Here is a 16,824-nt window from a genome sequence, read left to right as displayed (position 1 = left end):
ATCCTGCGATTAGGGGCGCGTGTCACGGCGACTAGAACCCGCGAACCACGTAGACCAAAAGCGCCCCGCTCCGTTCAATTCCGCCCATTTACGCCGGCAGTGGTACGGAAATTGGTACGAACCAGTCGGCCACTTTCGGCGCCCAGACCCTGAAGCCATGAAAAATTAATGGCGTACTGCCATTGACTGACCAATTACGGTCAGGATAATTGCGCGACCTCAAGAACAAGGCTGCCATGGATGACTACGAACGCTATCGATAGGGTAAAGCTGCAAGTAACGAGTGACTCGCGCTGGTCGATACCACTGCCGAACGCGAACAATCCAACCCACGTAGCTTTCATTGACGATACGGGCTTCGAGAAGATTTCAGTTTCGCGCTATGGTGCAATTGTGTTTGCGGGCGACGGGCTGCTTATTAGCCTATGGAAGACCTGGTTCAAGCAGCCGCTTCCGATGGTTACCCCGCCGCCGCCAACCGAACGTGAGGTAGCCCCCGGAGTCTGGACAGATGTGAACATCTGCCTAATTACTACCGCTGGTCGTGTTCTTTATGACTGGGGCCACTGTGTGACTCACGGCGATAGCGCCAGATTCTCGGGGAGTGGTAAGTTTTTCGCTCGCGACTGCTTCGCCAAGAACGGCTGCAGTATGCGGGCAATCGATACAGCCGGAGTAAGCGACCCTTTTACTGGGGGCACGACGCGCTATGTGGAACTACACTCCGGCATTAGCAATCTGACTAAAGACGAAGCTACGCTGCAAGACGCCGAGCGAATGCTCAACGAGGGGGGAAGCCTTATGGAACTTGCGACTGGGATTGTTACTCCGCTAAAAGATGCTCGCGACAGCATGGCTGACGCGCTGCATGCACTTCAGAATGGCCCCACCCTGTCCGCCCCCACCGGCCACCCCAGCCGCAAATGGAGTGATGACGAAAAGATGGCGCTTCAAGCAGCCCTTCAGGAGATGTTTGCGGCACCGCCTGCTGAGCAGAAGTAGTGCCAAGCATCTAAAAAGCCCCGCATTTGCGGGGCTTTTCATTCCCCGCCTCCCCCTTCCCTCACACGCTCATAGGCCACCTCACAAGCCCTCCCCGCTACTCCCCGCTCGTCGGCTTCAGAAGCATAGAGTCGAGCAGCCTCTCCAAGCCGGCCGAGCACGTCGGCTCGCATTCGGGCCTCACCTTCGGCTGCCTGGCTGAGCTGGGCAGTAAGGGAATTGCCGCAGGCGCGGCTCCTTCGCTCGGCTTCGTCGAATCGCTGCTGCAGCCGCTGTAGAGCATCGCCAGCCCGAGTAGCATCGGTCCGAGCCGCTTCCAGCTTCCCTTCCGCTTCATTCCCCACCTCATCTATCGCCTTCTGGCGGCGTTGCTCTTCAGTTCGGGCCCGCGCTGCGACCCGGCGGTCGCGCTCGGCAACCTCCAGGCGGTAGTCGCTGAGCCCCTTTTCCGCCTCAACCTTGCCGGCAGTCGCGCTAGCGACATCGATCTGCAGGTCAGCGAACCGCAGTTGCTGCAACCCGGCCACCAGTGCCAGGGCAACCAACCACCAGCACCAGGACGGCAACACTTTCACCCATCCCATCGGGCGCCCTCCTCCGGCAACACCGGCAGATCCACCGTCTTCCCGGCCAGGGCGTGAGTGCAGTCATCCAGGAACTGGATCTGCCCACCACGGACGAAGGAATGACACACCTCCGGCGGATCTCCAGGCTCTGGAACGAATGACGGATCGACCGCGCGGCCAGTCCGCACCAGGACGGATGGAGAGAAGGTCGGGCGGTGGACGTTGCCGTCCCAATCCCAACGCGGACCAGCGCCCACGCCAATACGCACCCCGTGCAAGCCATCGCATCCAGGGCAGTGGAAAAACAGGGTGCCGGCCTGGCCCTGCTTGAGCACTGCTGACAATCGGACGAAGCCCGTCATGCCGCCACCCCCACACCCAGCACCTGGCGCGCCCGCGCCCAGATCTCGCGGCGCTCAGCCAGGCCGTTGGTGCCACCGTTGATCACGCGGGTGATGCGCAGGAACTCGCCGGTATCGGCCAAGGGGTTCAGGCCCTTGCTATTCCAGAACCACCCAGCCGAATGCACCGCCCAATCAGGCTCCTCCAGCAGCTGGGGCTGAGCCAGCAAGCGGGTGTCACTGAACAGCGCCAAGCTGCAGGCCAGGTAGTTGGCCCGTCCGGTGATCTGGATCAGCCCGCGCCCACGGTAGAACTGGCCATCGCCGTCGGCCTCTGGGGTGTTTCCCAGCCGCTCGGCTAATTTGCCGGTGTCGTACTTGGCCAGGTAGGCGGTGCCGCCCAGCTCGCGCACGTACTGCAGGTGCCCCGACTCGTGGCCGACCTGGGCCAGGAAAGCCGCCATGCGCTTGGGCGTATCGATCGCCCAGCGCCGCACCGCCCCGTTGATCGCGGTCGCGAACAGCGCCGCCCGCTTGCTGCCGGCGTTCGGCAGGATCTGGAGCAGCTGCTCCTTGGTGATCTCCATGCGTCCTCCAGAAATGAAAAACCCCGCCAGGGCGGGGTTGGGATGGAACAGCGACGGCTACCAGACGACGGACTGGACCTGCTCCAGCGTCTCGGCCAGCACCAGCTGACGCTCCAGCTTGTGGCGCTTCCCAGTCAGGGCGGCACTGAGGCCCGCGTAGGCCTCGTTCTTCGCCCTCACCTTATCCGCCAACTCGACCTTGTTTTCGCCAAAGGCGCGCGCCATCAGCAGGGCGTCCAGGAAGGGCGTGGCCGCCTGCGGGTTCGTCAGTAGCAGCTCAGCCTCGCGCAACTGAATCGGCCAAGATTCGCGCTCGGCATCCGGGTATTGCCGTTTGATTGCGGCGAACTCGCCTTCATACAGCCGGTTGATCTCGTCTAGCTTGCGCTGCCGGGTGACCACGAACAGGGCGGCCAGCTGCTCGCTGTCAGAGGGAAATGGAACGCCTTCCGGCCAGCGCACCAGTTCCGGCCCATTGCCGCTATCGCGGATCTCGTAATCCTCCAGAACCATAAGCTCCGGGTGCAGGTAGGCAATAGCTTCGTAAATCACCACGTGGGCACCTCGACGATGGAGAGGATGTTGCTGGCGACCGACTCGGTGCCGTTGTTCTGGAACGCGCTGAGCTGGATATAGTCACCGGCCGTATGCGTCACCGGCAGTGAGCCGCGCGCCGTGCGCCCGCCGGAGTCGGGGCCGCAGCTGTTGATATTCGCGCCGTTGCGGTCGAGGCGCGCCTGCCGCGTCGAAGCGGTGCCGCCGCTAGGAAAGACGCACTGGAAGGTGGTCAGGTAGCTGCCGGTGCGTTTGATGTTGATCCGGTCGCCGGACAGGTCGACCAGCCCCGCCGGGTCGTTACTGGCGGTGTCGAGGTCGATAAGCTTGGTCACGCCGATGCCGGTCGTATCGCCCGTTGAGCGCGTGGCCTCGGCCACCATCGGCACGGTCTTACCACCCAATTTGATCCAGGCGGTGCCATCGCAATACAGGATGGCCACCTCGTGTTTCCACATCACCCGGGTCAGCGCCCCGTCAATCAATTCGCTGGCGTTGCCGTCGACCGTGATGAACTTGGTGAGCGCCGAGCTCATGCGTAGGCCGATGAGCTTCCCGCCGTTCCCTGAAACCGCCGGCAAGCCAACGGCGTAATCGGCCGTGGTGCCTGTCACGGTGTGCATCTTGCCAAACGCCCCGGAGGTCAAGGTCGTAGCGGCAGAGATGGCGACCTCGGCATTGACCAGGGTCGCCAGCAGGTCGCCGCCACTCCCACCGCCAGCAGCGGCGATAGTGAGTGTGCCCGCCGCGTCGTCGTAGGTCAGGGTGATGTTGCTGCCCTGGACGAGCAGCGCCGCCACACGGTCATCCACCGCTTCACTGAAGTCGCTGATGGTGCTGGCCGATTGAGTGCCGGTGTGGTTGGTCCGGTTCTTCAGGTTCGCGTCGGTATCGTTGGCCGTCGCGTTCGCCGCGATACCGTTGAGCTTGGTCTTGTCCGATGCGCTCATGAAGCCCGAGGCGCTGGTGGTGGCATCAGCATGGGCCGACCCGCCGGAACCGAAGTGCGCGGTGATCTGCGCCTGCAGCTTGCCCAGGGCGCCCAGCACTGTGTCCGTCGCCGCGATTGCGGCGCTAGTTGCCAGGCTCAAGCCAGTCAGCACCACGGCTCGAACCCGGGCGGCAGTGAAGTACTGGTTGGTCGCGCCTTCCGCCAGTTCGTCGGTATTGCTGTTTTTGGTCGCTTCGGTGGCGATACCGGCCAGCTTGGCCTCTTCCGCATCAGTAAAGGGGTTGGTGTCGGGGTTGGACTCGTACAGCGTCTTGATCTGCGCAGCCGTCAGCGGCGAGCCGCTGCCCGACGGCACCCACGCGCTGTCGCTGACGTCCCAGATATAGCGCACGGTGTCGCTGCCCACGCCCGCATCGACGTCGGCGTAGTCGCCCGCCACGGCAGTAGGGAGTGCAGCCTGCAAGGCGGCCAGGCTGGCGAACGCGCCCTTGAAGTGAGTGGACTCCAGGCTGGCCAGCTTGGCCTTTTCAGCGCTGGTGAAGTTCTCCTGCGACAGGCCCTTGCCCGCTTCCTTGTCCACCTTGCCGGCCAGGCCAGCAGTCAGGGTAGCCGGCTGCACGGCGGTGTCCGCCTTGGCCCCCTGCGCGGCGGTGGCGGCGCCGACGTCGCCCGGCGTACTCGGGATGAACGGCTTGCCGCTGAGGTCGGCATAGCTGCCGCTGGTGGCCACCGGCGCCAGGTCTGCAGGCTGTACCGCACTGTCAGCCTTGGCACCCTGGGCAGCTGTCGCTTTGCCGGAAAGAGCCAGGGCCAAGTCATCCTGGTCCAGCAGGGTGCCGCCGATGGTGCCCCATACGGTCGGCGCCGTCGGCATAGCGCCGGCATCGCTGGTGGTGCCGTCGCTATAGGTGATGATCAGGTGGCCGGCACCATTGATCGCCACGCTGATGATGCTGCGGCCGTCATCCCCAGGCACGCCCTCCGGGCCCTGGAAGGGCACGCCCGCCGACCAGCCGCCGGCCGCGCCCTCGCGCAGGTAGAGGTCGCCCGTGTCGGTGGCCAGGAAAGAGAAGCCCTCGCCTTCGGCGTCGTACAGCCCGCGATCGGCCAGCGGGCCCGATGCGTCGACCTTGAAGGCCGGGCCAATCGGGCCAGGAACGCCCGGAACGCCCTGGGCACCGGCGGTGAGTACCCAGGCGCTGTCGCAGTTGCCTGACGGCACCGTGCCGGCCGGATAGACCGTGGCCTTGCCGGTGGCTGCGCGGTAACTCTCCCCATTGGGGAATGCCAGATCGAGGAACCAGGCGCCCTCCTTCCAGGCCAGGGCGGCGGTCTCCTCGTCGGTGAGCAGGATCTCCACCCAGCCGCCGGCATGGACGGTCGGCACCAGGCTGAGCAGTTCGGCGCCGGCAGCGTCCAGCACCTTCAGGGTCGCGGTGGCGCCGGCCAGGTCCACCGGCAGGTAGTAGCTCAGCTCACCGCCCTTGGGCAGCAGGCCGGTGGCGGCCAACAGGTTGATGTCCAGGTGCTGGGCATCCACCACCCGGGCCAGGTGCGGGCGCTGCCGCGTCACTTCACGGTTGAGGTCGGGCATGCCCTGCACGCCGCGCACCCACACCGGCCAGTCGGTCGGCAGGTCGTGGTCGACGGACAGGCGCACAGGCGAGGTGCTGGCGATGGCGGTAATCGGACGGTACGCCAGCTCCGGCTGCATGATGCGCAGGATCTGGCGGAAGGTCGCACCCTGAATAACGGGCAGGTCTAGGCGGGCCGGCTGCATGGCTGGCTGCTCCTTGAGGTCAGAGAGGCGTTACAGGGCTTTGATGAAGTCGCGACGCCCGCCGAGCGGCAGGACGAAGTGCGTGCTCATGTTGAAGTCCGGGGTGTAGGTGGCCAGGTAGCCACCAGTGCCCGCGATCAGGGCTCGGCCCCCGGCGGCCAACACCCGCTTGGGAGCCGGCGCGTCCTCGCTGGGGAAGGACCACAAGAGACCTTCCCAGCGCTCGCCATCCTCGGACGTGTAGACCTTGGGGTGCGCGCAGACGAGGACAAAGACGCCATCCCCAAAGGCCAAATGCAATGCCTCCGGCGGCGCCGGACCCACCACTTCCCAGGACAACCCCTCGCGAGAGATGTGCACTCGCGCGGAGTCGACCGCGACAAACCAGCCATTGCCGAAGGCCAGCGCCGTGGGGCGACCCATCACGTCGAAGTGCGTGGTCCAGGTGATCGCATCCGGGCTGGTCATGACGATGGAGCTGTTCGTGGTCAGCACCCAGCGCCCAGCACCATAGGCCAGCAGGGCGGTCCCACCACCGGTTACCGTTGCCAGGGTCCAGGTCGCCCCATCCGCACTGCTGGCACAGGTGTTGCCGAAAATGATGGCGAAGCGCCCGCCCCCGAATGCGGTCACGCCGGCCGAGCCGGTCACACCGCTGAGGGTGGTTACGGTCCAGGTCTCGGCGTCGGCACTGGTCATGATGCGGCCGGAGGTACACCCCACCACGAACAGGCCATTACCGTAGACGGCGGAGACCGCCGCCACGGTGGCCGTCGTTTCGACTCGCGTCCAGGTCACGGCGTCGGTGCTGACGACCAGGTCACCGCTCGTGGAGATCGCCACGTACTTGCCCGCGCCATGGGCGATGGCGCTGATATCCGACGTGCCGGCCAGGTTGAACCGCCGCGCCCAGGCGCCGCCCGCAGGACGAAAGAAGTACGTGGCATTGCCGCCGCCCACTATCTCCAGAACGCCGTCATCAAAGAAGGCCAGGACATCGATGCCGCCGGGGAGCGGGTTGCTGAACGGCGTCCAGGTCACGCCATCGGTCGTTTCCAGCACGGTGGAGCCGGAAAGCAGCACGCGCCCGCCGCTGGCGACGAAGGCGTCGTGGGCCCCGATTCCCGGAGTGTTGCTGGTCCAGGTATTACCGTCGCTGCTGGTGTACGCCAGCGACGAGTCATAGGTGACAAAGCCGCCGGCCACCGCCCCAACCGCGTTGAGCGTGCTACTGCTGCCGGAGGTGCCCAGGGTCCAAGTCTCGCCATCGGCGCTGTAGGCGACCTTGCCCGCGGCGCCAACAATGACGAATCGGCCGACGCTGTACGCAACACCCAGGACCGCACTGGTACCGAACTGGCTGGTGCGCAGGGTCCAGTTGGCACCGTCAGGGCTGGTGGCCAGCTTGCCGGAGTCCGCGACCGCGACGAACAACCCAGCCGCAAAGGTCACGCCACGCACCACCGTGGAGGAGAACGGCGAGGTAGCCAGGGTCCAGGTCCGGCCATCGGCGCTGTAGCCGATCCGCCCGGAGCTGCCCACCGCCACGAATACCCCGGCGCCGTAGGTCAGGCCGTTGACCAGAACGCTGGTACCGGAGCCGTCGACCAGCGCGACCGCCGACCAGGTCGTGCCACCGTCGGCACTGCGCATCAGCTGGTTCGTGCCAGGGAAGCTCAGCAGATAGACGCCGCCGCCTTTGCTGATAGGCCCCGGCGTGCCGGTTGCCTGCGACCGCAGCACGGCGGAACGGCGCAAGCGGGCCAGGCGGTCTCCCAGCACGGCATGCAGGGCCGGATACGTGCTCTTCGCCTTCGCGCTACCGTCGGCCGCCAGCCAGCCGGCCCCTGGGGTGGCAGATGACGTCAGCCAATCGCCGACCTGGTCGCTGCCGCCGGTGGACTGCCCCAGTCCGACTAGCCCGCCGGCCGTCAGGCGGATGCTCACGGGGGTATCCGTGGGCCAGGGGCGCGCCCCGCTGCTTTCCTGGTTGCGCTCGATGGTCAGCGTTCCACCGACGTTGGCCGTGACCTTGACGATCTCCCAGTCGATCTCCTGGCCAGTGGAATCCGCCTCGCTGAGGGTCAGCAGGTAATGGTCGCCAGACCCCAGCCCCGTCAGCTTGGCCGCTTCGCCGGCATCGACCGACATCGACAGCGCCTCCGCCGTGAGGGGCGCGAGCAAGGTCGCCGACCAGTTGTTCAAAAATTTCAGCATGAAAGCTCCCTACCCGGCGGCAGGCCGCCAGGCTGATGAAGGTCTGTGGTCAGGTCCAGCTGATGGGGTCGACCGAGGCAATGACTGCCTCGTCCGTCAGAGGGTTGAACGAGCCAAACGGCCGGTAGGTCCACCAAGGCAGGGTGCTGTCGACCCCAGCGCTGGTTTCCGACACCCCGGGCACCAGGTCCGCCGCGGGCGAAATCGCCTCACTGAAATTCATAGTGCCGACGGCCACTCCAACGCCGGCTGGGCGCCGCGTCATGAGCCCGACCAGGTTGTTCGCCCAGCGCTTGAAGGCGACGTTGTAGCCCCCCGTCCCCACGGGCACGTAGTTCAGGGTGAAGTCCGCATCGGCGGCGCTGTAGGTGGTGATGTCCACCGCCCCGGTACCCTCGCCTCCCGAGAGGCTGGTGTGTTGTTCGGTAAACCAGCCGAACGTGGTGCCGCTGGCATCAGTTGTTTTATCGCTCACCTCTATCCGGCTGCCCGGAAGACCGGTCGCGGAATAACTCGCTTCAATGGAGGTCGACTGCGACCCGGAGACTTCAACCTGGCGCGTACCGACGCGAAGCCGGAACAGCGCCGAAATCGTCTGCGAAGAGGAGCGCGAGCGGGTCACCGCGTGCTGCTCGATCATGGCGGAGGCGCCCAAGACGCACACACCGTCCCCATTGAGGTTGGCCTGCCGGAACACATCCCGGCCGCTGTACTCGATCGTCGGTTCCGGGGCGCTGGCGGTGCAGCTCTTCTCGATGTCCAGCAGCGCCTCTTCGATCACCCCGGTCGCGTTGAACCACATCGCCATGATGCGACCGGTCAGGGTCAGCGCATTGGTACCGCTGATAACCGTGTACCCGGTGCCTTCTGGCGCCGGAACCAAATCGGTGGAGAAGGTGGTGATGGTATCCAGGTGGCCGGTACAGCTCGGCGGCGAGCCAGCCCGGGTATCCTCGGTCGATTCACTGGTCGACACCTCCAGCTCGACATAGCTGACGCTGGCCGCGTTGTTGACCACCAAGGTGCCGTTGGTTTGCGCCGCCGAGCGCAAGGCCGTCAGGCTGGCCGAAAAATCTACGCCGGGCGTGCCGCTCAGAGTAAGCAGCAGAAAGCCCTTGGTGCCCTCCTGTGCGGCATCCAGGTAGAGCCGGACAATGGCCTGGGAGCCATCCGGTTTGATCGCCTCGACCTTGCCCCGCCGTTCTTCGCTCGACGCCCAGCTGGGCTGGCCCATGGCGGCCGTGCTGATCGTGCGGTGGTGGCTATGGCTGGCCGCCGGGACGCCGAATACCCCAAAGCGCCGCATGACCAGGGGGATCGTCAGCCCGTCTGCGCTGGTCCATGGATACTCACCCAGCGCACAGGCCATCCAGCGGCTACCGTCGGGCGCAGCGTAGATCCAGCCATCAACCGGCTTGCTGTGCAGGTAGGTTTTGGCCGTGGCGGTGTCACTGGCTCCGGCCAGCAGGGCCTTGTTCAGCCACGTCCGACCGGCAGCGGCATCGCCCGCCAACTCCTCCGCCGAGCGCTCCACAGCCGGCACACCCGGCATCTGCACCAGGTGCGTGGCCCCAGCATTGTTCGTCAACCACATGGCGCGGTTGGTCGGATACAAATCGCGGCGGGTGCCGTCGGGCTGCGGCCAGGTCCGGTCATCGCCGTTCGGCAGGGTCAGTTGGCCGGCCTCCACCCGGCCGTGCCAGGGGCACCCCCAGACTGGCGCCGTCATGGCGCCACCGGGTTGGCCAGGTTGAGCGCCCCCTCGGTGCCGTCGGCGTCTACCAGATGGATCGTCTTTGGCGCAGGGATCATGAGAATGCCGTCACTGCTCCACAGGCCCGTTGGCCAGTACTCACGCGCGGCGAATGACGGCTCGGTTAGCGGCCAGGCGACACCGCCACCACCGCCCCCAATCTTCGGAGTGTTGGGGTCCCAAGTTCCGCGCCCCTTCGTTGCCGGGCGCAGGCCGCGGCGCTCGAGGGTGACTAGCTCCCGAATCTGGCGACGCTTGGTCTCCAAGGAGTTCAGGTCACGCCGGGTGGTGCTCGACCGGGCAGCCGAAATCCCCGCCTTAATCCCGGCGCGCTCTTGTGCCAAGGTCATGTCAAAGCTCCAGCAGGTCGTTCGGGATGGCCAGTTGGTAGGTCCGAGCCTGGCTGACCGTGTACTCGTCGCGGTGATCCTCGGGAATCTCCGGCGCGGTCAGGTCGAAGCGGCGCGGGAACTCCTCGAGGGACGGGTTGATGTCCAGGTCGTTGACCGTGTAGTTGCCGGCGAACCCGTCGAGAACGTCGTCATAGAGCGGACTGCTGTTTCTCGACCCCAGCTGGGTCTCCAGGATGATCAGTGACGGCGGCGAACCGGGCGGCGTGCTCGGTGGAATGGCCGGCAGGGTGAGCGGGTCGGTGACGGTGCCACCGCCCTGGCTCACGGCCAGCTGGATGCTGGTCAAGGCCGAACCGCTGTCGAAGTCCCACTCATGGATGATGCTGAATACCTTGGCCCGGCACTGCACCGAACGGCCGAGAATCTCATCCTGCACATGCAGGGTATGCTCCAGGCGGATGCCGAAGGTGTCCGAGGTCGGCAGCTGGAAGGCAAAGCGGTTGCCGCGGTGCGCCCCCAGGATGGAAGTGGTGGCCATGGCCAGGCCGCAGGACAACGCGGCAGCGCGCCGGTCATTCTCCCGCAGGTCTACCACCCAGTCGCCCAGGGCGTCTTCGACAGCGTCGGACTCCGGCTCGGTGAACTCCGCCCCCTCGAACTCCGCTTCCCGGTCGCTCTCGGTCTCCAGCGCGATGCGCTCGCGGCTGATCACCTCCCCGGCCTGGGCCACGCTAGCTGGCGCCTCCACCCGCAGGGTGTACTGCTCGGTTACCCGCTGGCTCCAGCGCATGGCACTGGTCCAGCTGGCACTCAACAGCAGGTCCGGGTACGGGTTGGTCCAGCCGAACGGCGGAGCGCACAGTGCACCGCTGCCAGTCTCGGGCACCCTCCCCCAGTTCGCGGAGCTCAGGATGGCCTGGTAACCGGCATCACTGCTGCCGCGCTCCACCATGCCAATATCCGGCACCTCAGTGTTGTCCTCGCGGCCCCAGGTCAGGCAGAAACCGTCGATGATGGTGACGCCAGCGACGGCCGGGTGCTCCCAGAAGAAGTCCTGGTGGCGCTCGCGCAGGCGGATGAAGCGGTAGTCGGCGGCTACCTCGACCACGTTGATGCGGTCATTGAGTTCCACCGGCACCCACTCCAGGCTGCCATCAAGCACCGCTCCAGCAGGAATCACAAAGGCTGGCGCGCTAGCTGCCCAGGGCGTCACCTGCAAGGCGCCATCCACGCTGCATTGCAGACTCGCCGGGCGGGTGCTCATCCGCTCCATGGCGTAGTCCCAGCGGGAGCGGCCTTCGACCGGTTCGAACACATCAGCCGACCACAGCCCGGCCACCTGAGCATCGATGGCTGCGACATCCATGGCTTCCACAACTTCCTGCTGCCGGTCGCTGCACTCGCAGGCCAGGACGCTCGTCTGCAGGGTGAAGTCCGGCTTGATCACCCAGCCCTTGAAACACAGCTCCTCCCGCCAGGCCCCGCCCACCCAATCGCGGTAGTAAAGCTCCACGCTTTGCCCGGTGTACTCGGCAGGGTTCACCGGCCCGGCATCAAGCAGCAGGTTGAAGTCCGCCAGGCAACGGGCACCCTCCTCCCGTTCGATCCTGACACCACCCGTCAGCAGGTCCGTGACATCCACCCCATTCAGCAGCAGCCGGGCGGTCCAGATCACCGATACCACCGGCACGATGGTGACCGGATCGACGGGCACACTCCCGCCGGCCGAAGCGCCGTTCAACTCGGCACCGTTCAGCCCTGCGCCATTCAGCAGCATCAGATTTCCTCGGCAGTGATGGTCCAGTCGTGGGTGTTCGTGGACGGGTCCAGAGACTCAGGTGGCGGCTCACAGAACACCATGAACTTCGGCATCCAGCAGACCTGGTACTGCAGGGCGCCCGCCACGGCAGTGATGGTGAAGTCGCTACCAGCCATGGCCACAGGTGTTTCCACCCAGTCGCCGCCCACATAGGCTAGGGCCCACGGGGCGACATCTGGGCGGGGCGTGCCCGGCAAGGTGCCGGTGAGCGATGTGGCGGTCAGCGACTGCTGCTTGGTGCAGCGCAGCTCCAGAGGCTGGCTGAAGTCCAATCCGGAGAAGCCCGGCCCCATCCAGCCTGTTCCCCGGATGGTGATCGCCGTCTTGCGCCAGTGCTGCATCTTCACCGCAGCACCACCCGAACGGCGGGCCACGGTGACGCCGCCGATGGGCGAATACTCCTGGACCACTGGACCGCTGTGCAGGCGGATGGGGATGCCCCCAAGCATCACCTCAGCCATTTACCTTCTCCCATGCTTACGAGACTCGTTGTGCACAATGGCCGAGTAGTTGTCGTTGTCTGCCTGCAAGGTGTAGGTGTTTCCGCCAAGCTTCAGGACAACGGTGTTCCCCCCGCCGGACTGCTGGGCAGGCGCCAGCAGAGATGGCGACGGCGCCGGGATAGACGGCAGCGATCTCCCACCAAACAGGCCTCCTTCGGCGAAACGAGGCAGCCGCATGGCGTTCAACTGATCAAGCAAGGCGGGGCCGTAATGGCGAACTGCCGCGGCGCGCACCATGTACTCACCGGCGGATCCGCGCATGAGGATGCTGTCGCTCGTACCAGTTCCAGGACCACGCAGCAGCCCACCCTCAGCGAAGGCGGGGAACTCAACCCCTGCTGCCGTAGGCACACCAGGAGCCCCCATTTCCGGCGGAGGAACGACCTTGACCTGGATGGTCATCTGCTCCGACAACCCCTTGGCCAAGTCGGACATCTGCTGCTTGACCGTCTCCACGCTGCTCGCGTCCAAGCCGAAACGAATCGTGATGTTCTCCAGAAAACGTGCCTGATTGGAGAGGTTTTCCAGCTCCATCTTGGCCAGACCTTCCTTCACCTTCGCCGTCTCGGCATCAACCTTGGCCGCCTGGTTGGCAATCGCCTCGAGCTCTTTCGCCACTCCTGCGAAGCCGAATTCGCTCTCACCGGCAGCGCGAAGCTGGCGCAGCAGTTCCATTGCGCGCCTGGCCTCACTGATGGCGCCCTGGGCGTCACCCTGCCGAAGCTTCTCGCGTGCCGAAACCGTGGCTGCCGTGACATCGCCAAAACTGGCATCGTCATTCGGACCGGCACCGCCAGCGAATTCCGCGGATGCCGCCTTGAACTCAGCGGCAATACTCTCCTGCTGCTTCCTCGCCGCCAATAATTCAGCATTGGCCTTGGCCAGCAAGGTCCGCTGCTGAGCCATAGTCTCCTTCAGGTCGCTAAGCGCTTCCTTTCGGCCTTGCTCTACGTTCGCCTTCTCCTGCTTCAGGATTTCCTGCCTGGCCGCCGACTCTTCCCTCTGCGACTTGGTCAGGTCCGAATCGGCTTTCTTGAGCAGGTTGTGAGCACCGTTGACGCTCTTGGCAATGTTGTTCAGGACATTCGCAACGGCATCTGTTGCGCCCGATTCCTTGGCGTAGCGCCCCCAGTAACGTTTGGTCTCCTTGAAGATACGACTGAACCCGGCACCGATTTCTGGAGCGAAGGAGTCCATCTCCTGTCGCAGCTTCGGCAATTCCTTCCGGAGCGCATTGGTGACCTGCTCGGCGGTCAACTGACCTTCCGACGCCATCTCTCGTAACTGGCCGATGGTCACCCCAAGCGAGTCAGCCAGCGCGCCAGCGATCCGGTCAGAGCCTTCCAGGACGGCGTTGAATTCCTCGCCACGAAGCACGCCACTACTGATGGCTTGGGAAAACTGCTGGATGACCGAAGCCGACTCTTCTGCCGAAGCACCGCCAATCTTGAGCCCGAGCGATACGGCCTCAATGGTCTCAAGGGTCGCCTTTTGGTCCAGACCAGCGTCCCGCATGGGGCGCTGCAGTCTGGAATACAGGCCGACAAGGTCAGCCACATCGCCCTGAGTAACGTCCGCGATCCGGTCCAGCTCCAGCTGGGCAGCATTGAATTCATGTTGGGAGCGAGTCGCCAGCCGAAGGCGTGAATCAAGGCGGCCGACCTCATCGGAACCCTGGGCGACCTGCATGGCGCCAGCCCCAATGGCAGCCACGCCAGCGGCAGCTACAGCGGCACGCCCTCCACCGGAAAACCGAGAGATACCTGGAATCTCACTGGCAGCGCCCGAGATAGCGGAATCGCCGCCGCCAGCGGACAAGCCCTTGAGTTCCGCCTTGGTATCGGCAATCCGTTGCTTCAGCTGACGTTGCGCAATCGCCAGTTCTCTGGAAGTCAGCGTGCCCGACCGGCGAAGCAGCTCGTACTGCTGGCGGAGATTTGCAATCTCCTGTTCGGCAGCACGCGCCTGATTCACCCCGAGGCTATCCCGAGCTCTTTCGGCCGCAGTGCGTCGGGCCTCAATAGCGGCCTGCCGCTGCGCGGCTGCAACCTGGGCAATGCCCTGCTTGGCCTGGGCAACCCGTCTAACCTGGGCAGCTGCCTCCCGGTCCTCTTCGCTGGCTTGCTTTACTGTCTGAGCCCGAAGGTCACGCAGTCGCGCCAGAGTGTCGGAGACGTTCCGGTGATAAGTTGCCTCAGCCTCGGAACGCTCTCGCGCAGAAAGGCTTCCGTCCCGGGTAACCAGTTGGTACTGCTGCCGCAGCTCAACCAGCTTGCGCTGGGCCGATTCGATCTCGCCAACACCCAGCGCCTCCCGAGCGGCCTGAAGTGCGGCGTCTGACCGGCCAGCTTCAAAGCGGCGATTGAACTCAGCGCTCAGGCGCCGCTGCTCAGCGACAAGGTTGCCAACATCAACGCCAGCACCTTGGAGCTCCGATCGGACGCTGCGCAGCTGTCCAATCTGGGAGGACTCCTGACGTTCCAGGCGCCTCAGTTCATTCGTGGCATTTCGATAGTCCGCCTGAAGTTCTTTGGTCGGCTGCCCAGAGCGAGCGAGCTCGTCACGCAGTTCACGAAGGCGATCCTTGGCTTTGCCGATCTGGCGCTGAGTCCCCTCGAGGCTCTGGCTGACTTCTCGGAAGGTGTTGGCCTGGCGAAGGGGTTTCTCTACCTCCTGAACCAGGCGGCCATATTCCTTCCGGAAACCCGCAACCTCACGCGCTGCATCCTCGAGGTCTGCCGTCAGCCTCAGTTGAACTTCTGGATTCATGGATTCAACCTTTCAGAGCGCGCAAAAAAAGGGGCCAGGGGTAACTCATCACATCGCGATGCCCGGCTTTCACTAAGGTGCAAATGGCTGAATCCAGCTGCTTCAGCCCTTGGCCCACGACCTGAGACGGGCCTGCAGATCGAAAAAATCCGGGTTCTGCTCCTTGCAGGCGGCGATAACCTCACGCACCTCGCTAGGTCTCAGGTCGTCGACATCCTCTCGGCTCAGGCTGGTCATGCGCACCAGGTCATCAATGCGGCAATCAACGAACAACAGGTCATCGAAAACATCACCATCGCTTACAGAAGCGAACATGGCACGAGCATCCGCGACACAGAGTTCGCGAACTATCACCTCTCGCTCGCCCACCTTCTTGACGATGCTGGCTGCAGGGACGCTCATAAATTCTCCAGACAATAAAAAACCCGCCGAAGCGGGTTTCATGGGTGCTAACAGCCTTAGATCTTTGTGAGGGCGCCGAAAAATGCGCCAAAAAAGAAGGTCAAGGCTGCCCCGATTAAGAACAAAATAATGAAAGCTGGGATGGACGCTAGCGCGGCCTTAACCATGAGCCAGACCATGGAGTTGAAGCTCATCTGGAAGTCCACAACGACAACTTCCTGGGGCTTCACATACGCCTTTGGCTGCGCTTTCTCGGCCACAATTTCGGCCGCGCGCCGCTCCAGCCGTTGGGCCTCTGCACACTTCGGGCACTCGGCGCCGGACTGGATCTCGTTCAGGGTAAATTCATATTGGCAAACATTGCACTGCATCAGGGTTTCCCTCCCACGAAAGAATGGGAGGGAATGTAGCCCATCAGTCGCCCACCGGTCACGGAGTCGGAATCGGGGTTTCCTTCTGGATCTTCATGTACTGCGATAGACCGGCGCCGATGCGGGTGTCATCGGCAAGCACTTCGCAGGTGGACTGCATGCCCATAAAGTCTTCGACGCTGATCCAGTCCAGGCTTTCGGCAACGCCGAACTTGCAGCGGAAGTAGCGGTTGTTGACGCGCGACTTGGTGCCCACGGCGTTGGCACCTTCGAAGAGGATTTCCCACTCTTCACCGCTGTTGGTGAGAGCCTGAATTTCGTCGTAGGCTGCACAGGTGTAGGTCACCTTGACCTTGTAGTCGTCATCGGAGCCGATGGCCGTGGCCAGGGCGCTGCCTTCCAGGACCTCGATGCCAGCACCGGTCATCTTGAAATCGTTGTCTTCGTCGAACTCGACCAGGCCGGTGGCGTCGTCCTTCACGCTGGTGATGGTGAGCGGCATCTTGGCCAGGGCGCTGGTCTTGCCGACCTGAACAATAACCACCTCGTCAGCAACGGCAGCCGACGGCACCGAGGTGACATCCGCCCACAGCAGGTTGGCCAGGTTCACCGAATTGAACTCGCGGAAGAAGATAGCCAGGTTCATGGAGGTCACCTTGTCGAGCTTGTCGAAGGTGCCACCCAGCGGGGTGCGAGTGTTCTCCAGACGAAGCTGGTTGGTCTCGTGCGTCTGCTGGTACGTGCTGACAAGGCCAACGTCGGTGAACGGCAAGCCGGTGCGAGCCTTGCGCATCTTGACGACGCCGCCGACTACAAAGGTTTCTACGGTACGAGCCATTGTTGGCCTCCTGAAA

At 64.3% G+C, this 16,824-nt stretch carries 15 protein-coding genes; 1 reads left to right on the top strand and 14 read right to left on the bottom strand.

All coding sequences use genetic code 11. From position 1 onward, the window contains the following. The first annotated feature begins 240 nt into the window (after positions 1–240). The gene (locus tag TQ98_RS27470; RefSeq protein ID WP_044871969.1) at positions 241–1,002 is read left to right on the top strand and encodes a hypothetical protein; all 762 of its coding nucleotides are present in this window, start codon (positions 241–243) and stop codon (positions 1,000–1,002) included. A 38-nt stretch (positions 1,003–1,040) separates the two neighbouring features. Here TQ98_RS27470 and TQ98_RS27465 read toward each other — a convergent pair whose 3' ends face one another. The 14 genes from TQ98_RS27465 to TQ98_RS27400 all read right to left on the bottom strand — a co-directional run bounded on the left by TQ98_RS27465 (position 1,041) and on the right by TQ98_RS27400 (position 16,808). Further along, on the bottom strand, positions 1,041–1,586 hold the full coding sequence (locus TQ98_RS27465; RefSeq protein WP_044871970.1) for a DUF2514 family protein: 546 nt from the start codon (positions 1,584–1,586) through the stop codon (positions 1,041–1,043). Next, positions 1,574–1,930 carry a DUF6527 family protein gene (locus TQ98_RS27460; protein WP_044871971.1) on the bottom strand — a complete coding sequence of 119 codons (357 nt, stop codon included), beginning with the start codon at positions 1,928–1,930 and terminating at the stop codon, positions 1,574–1,576. Before TQ98_RS27460 ends, TQ98_RS27465 begins: the two co-directional genes overlap by 13 nt. Continuing rightward, a complete protein-coding gene (locus tag TQ98_RS27455) occupies positions 1,927–2,496 on the bottom strand; it encodes a glycoside hydrolase family 19 protein (RefSeq protein ID WP_044871972.1) in 570 nt (189 codons plus the stop codon). The genes TQ98_RS27460 and TQ98_RS27455 overlap by 4 nt, the downstream gene beginning before the upstream one ends. 57 nt (positions 2,497–2,553) lie before the next feature. Next, a complete protein-coding gene (locus tag TQ98_RS27450) occupies positions 2,554–3,048 on the bottom strand; it encodes an XkdW family protein (protein ID WP_146036047.1) in 495 nt (164 codons plus the stop codon). Further along, positions 3,045–5,783, bottom strand: a complete 2,739-nt coding sequence (locus TQ98_RS27445; protein WP_052659177.1) for a hypothetical protein — start codon at positions 5,781–5,783, stop codon at positions 3,045–3,047. Before TQ98_RS27445 ends, TQ98_RS27450 begins: the two co-directional genes overlap by 4 nt. Before the next feature lie 30 nt (positions 5,784–5,813). Beyond that, positions 5,814–8,000: a tail fiber protein gene (locus TQ98_RS27440; protein WP_044871973.1), complete on the bottom strand. Its 2,187-nt coding sequence runs from the start codon at positions 7,998–8,000 to the stop codon at positions 5,814–5,816. Positions 8,001–8,049: 49 nt separating this feature from the next. After that, positions 8,050–9,729 carry a hypothetical protein gene (locus TQ98_RS27435; protein WP_146036046.1) on the bottom strand — a complete coding sequence of 560 codons (1,680 nt, stop codon included), beginning with the start codon at positions 9,727–9,729 and terminating at the stop codon, positions 8,050–8,052. Continuing rightward, entirely contained in the window at positions 9,726–10,103 is a 378-nt protein-coding gene (locus TQ98_RS27430; protein ID WP_044871975.1) for a hypothetical protein, read from the bottom strand. The genes TQ98_RS27435 and TQ98_RS27430 overlap by 4 nt, the downstream gene beginning before the upstream one ends. Position 10,104: 1 nt before the next feature. Further along, positions 10,105–11,883 carry a hypothetical protein gene (locus TQ98_RS27425; protein ID WP_052659178.1) on the bottom strand — a complete coding sequence of 593 codons (1,779 nt, stop codon included), beginning with the start codon at positions 11,881–11,883 and terminating at the stop codon, positions 10,105–10,107. Further along, positions 11,883–12,386: a hypothetical protein gene (locus TQ98_RS27420; RefSeq protein ID WP_044871976.1), complete on the bottom strand. Its 504-nt coding sequence runs from the start codon at positions 12,384–12,386 to the stop codon at positions 11,883–11,885. Before TQ98_RS27420 ends, TQ98_RS27425 begins: the two co-directional genes overlap by 1 nt. Then, positions 12,387–15,197 (bottom strand): tape measure protein, encoded by a 2,811-nt coding sequence (locus TQ98_RS27415; RefSeq protein ID WP_044871977.1) that lies wholly within the window; start codon positions 15,195–15,197, stop codon positions 12,387–12,389. A 102-nt stretch (positions 15,198–15,299) separates the two neighbouring features. Beyond that, positions 15,300–15,641: a hypothetical protein gene (locus tag TQ98_RS27410; protein ID WP_242443253.1), complete on the bottom strand. Its 342-nt coding sequence runs from the start codon at positions 15,639–15,641 to the stop codon at positions 15,300–15,302. 14 nt (positions 15,642–15,655) lie between these two features. Beyond that, on the bottom strand, positions 15,656–15,970 hold the full coding sequence (locus tag TQ98_RS27405) for a hypothetical protein (protein WP_044871979.1): 315 nt from the start codon (positions 15,968–15,970) through the stop codon (positions 15,656–15,658). A 58-nt stretch (positions 15,971–16,028) separates the two neighbouring features. Next, a complete protein-coding gene (locus TQ98_RS27400) occupies positions 16,029–16,808 on the bottom strand; it encodes a hypothetical protein (RefSeq protein WP_044871980.1) in 780 nt (259 codons plus the stop codon). Between the last annotated feature and the right edge of the window lie 16 nt (positions 16,809–16,824).

The sequence above is a fragment of the Pseudomonas sp. LFM046 genome (genome assembly GCF_000949385.2).
Classification (GTDB): Bacteria; Pseudomonadota; Gammaproteobacteria; order Pseudomonadales; family Pseudomonadaceae; genus Metapseudomonas.
Note: the sequence above shows the minus strand (reverse complement) of the source record. Positions and strands in the feature narration are given on the sequence as shown.

Excerpts from the sequence above, each read along its gene's own strand:
- TQ98_RS27470 (WP_044871969.1), top strand. The coding sequence starts at position 241 with ATGACTACGAACGCTATCGATAGGGTAAAGCTGCAAGTAACGAGTGAC.
- TQ98_RS27465 (WP_044871970.1), bottom strand. The coding sequence starts at position 1,586 with ATGGGATGGGTGAAAGTGTTGCCGTCCTGGTGCTGGTGGTTGGTTGCC.
- TQ98_RS27460 (WP_044871971.1), bottom strand. The coding sequence starts at position 1,930 with ATGACGGGCTTCGTCCGATTGTCAGCAGTGCTCAAGCAGGGCCAGGCC.
- TQ98_RS27455 (WP_044871972.1), bottom strand. The coding sequence starts at position 2,496 with ATGGAGATCACCAAGGAGCAGCTGCTCCAGATCCTGCCGAACGCCGGC.
- TQ98_RS27445 (WP_052659177.1), bottom strand. The coding sequence starts at position 5,783 with ATGCAGCCGGCCCGCCTAGACCTGCCCGTTATTCAGGGTGCGACCTTC.
- TQ98_RS27440 (WP_044871973.1), bottom strand. The coding sequence starts at position 8,000 with ATGCTGAAATTTTTGAACAACTGGTCGGCGACCTTGCTCGCGCCCCTC.
- TQ98_RS27435 (WP_146036046.1), bottom strand. The coding sequence starts at position 9,729 with ATGACGGCGCCAGTCTGGGGGTGCCCCTGGCACGGCCGGGTGGAGGCC.
- TQ98_RS27430 (WP_044871975.1), bottom strand. The coding sequence starts at position 10,103 with ATGACCTTGGCACAAGAGCGCGCCGGGATTAAGGCGGGGATTTCGGCT.
- TQ98_RS27425 (WP_052659178.1), bottom strand. The coding sequence starts at position 11,883 with ATGCTGCTGAATGGCGCAGGGCTGAACGGTGCCGAGTTGAACGGCGCT.
- TQ98_RS27420 (WP_044871976.1), bottom strand. The coding sequence starts at position 12,386 with ATGGCTGAGGTGATGCTTGGGGGCATCCCCATCCGCCTGCACAGCGGT.
- TQ98_RS27415 (WP_044871977.1), bottom strand. The coding sequence starts at position 15,197 with ATGAATCCAGAAGTTCAACTGAGGCTGACGGCAGACCTCGAGGATGCA.
- TQ98_RS27410 (WP_242443253.1), bottom strand. The coding sequence starts at position 15,641 with ATGAAACCCGCTTCGGCGGGTTTTTTATTGTCTGGAGAATTTATGAGC.
- TQ98_RS27405 (WP_044871979.1), bottom strand. The coding sequence starts at position 15,970 with ATGCAGTGCAATGTTTGCCAATATGAATTTACCCTGAACGAGATCCAG.
- TQ98_RS27400 (WP_044871980.1), bottom strand. The coding sequence starts at position 16,808 with ATGGCTCGTACCGTAGAAACCTTTGTAGTCGGCGGCGTCGTCAAGATG.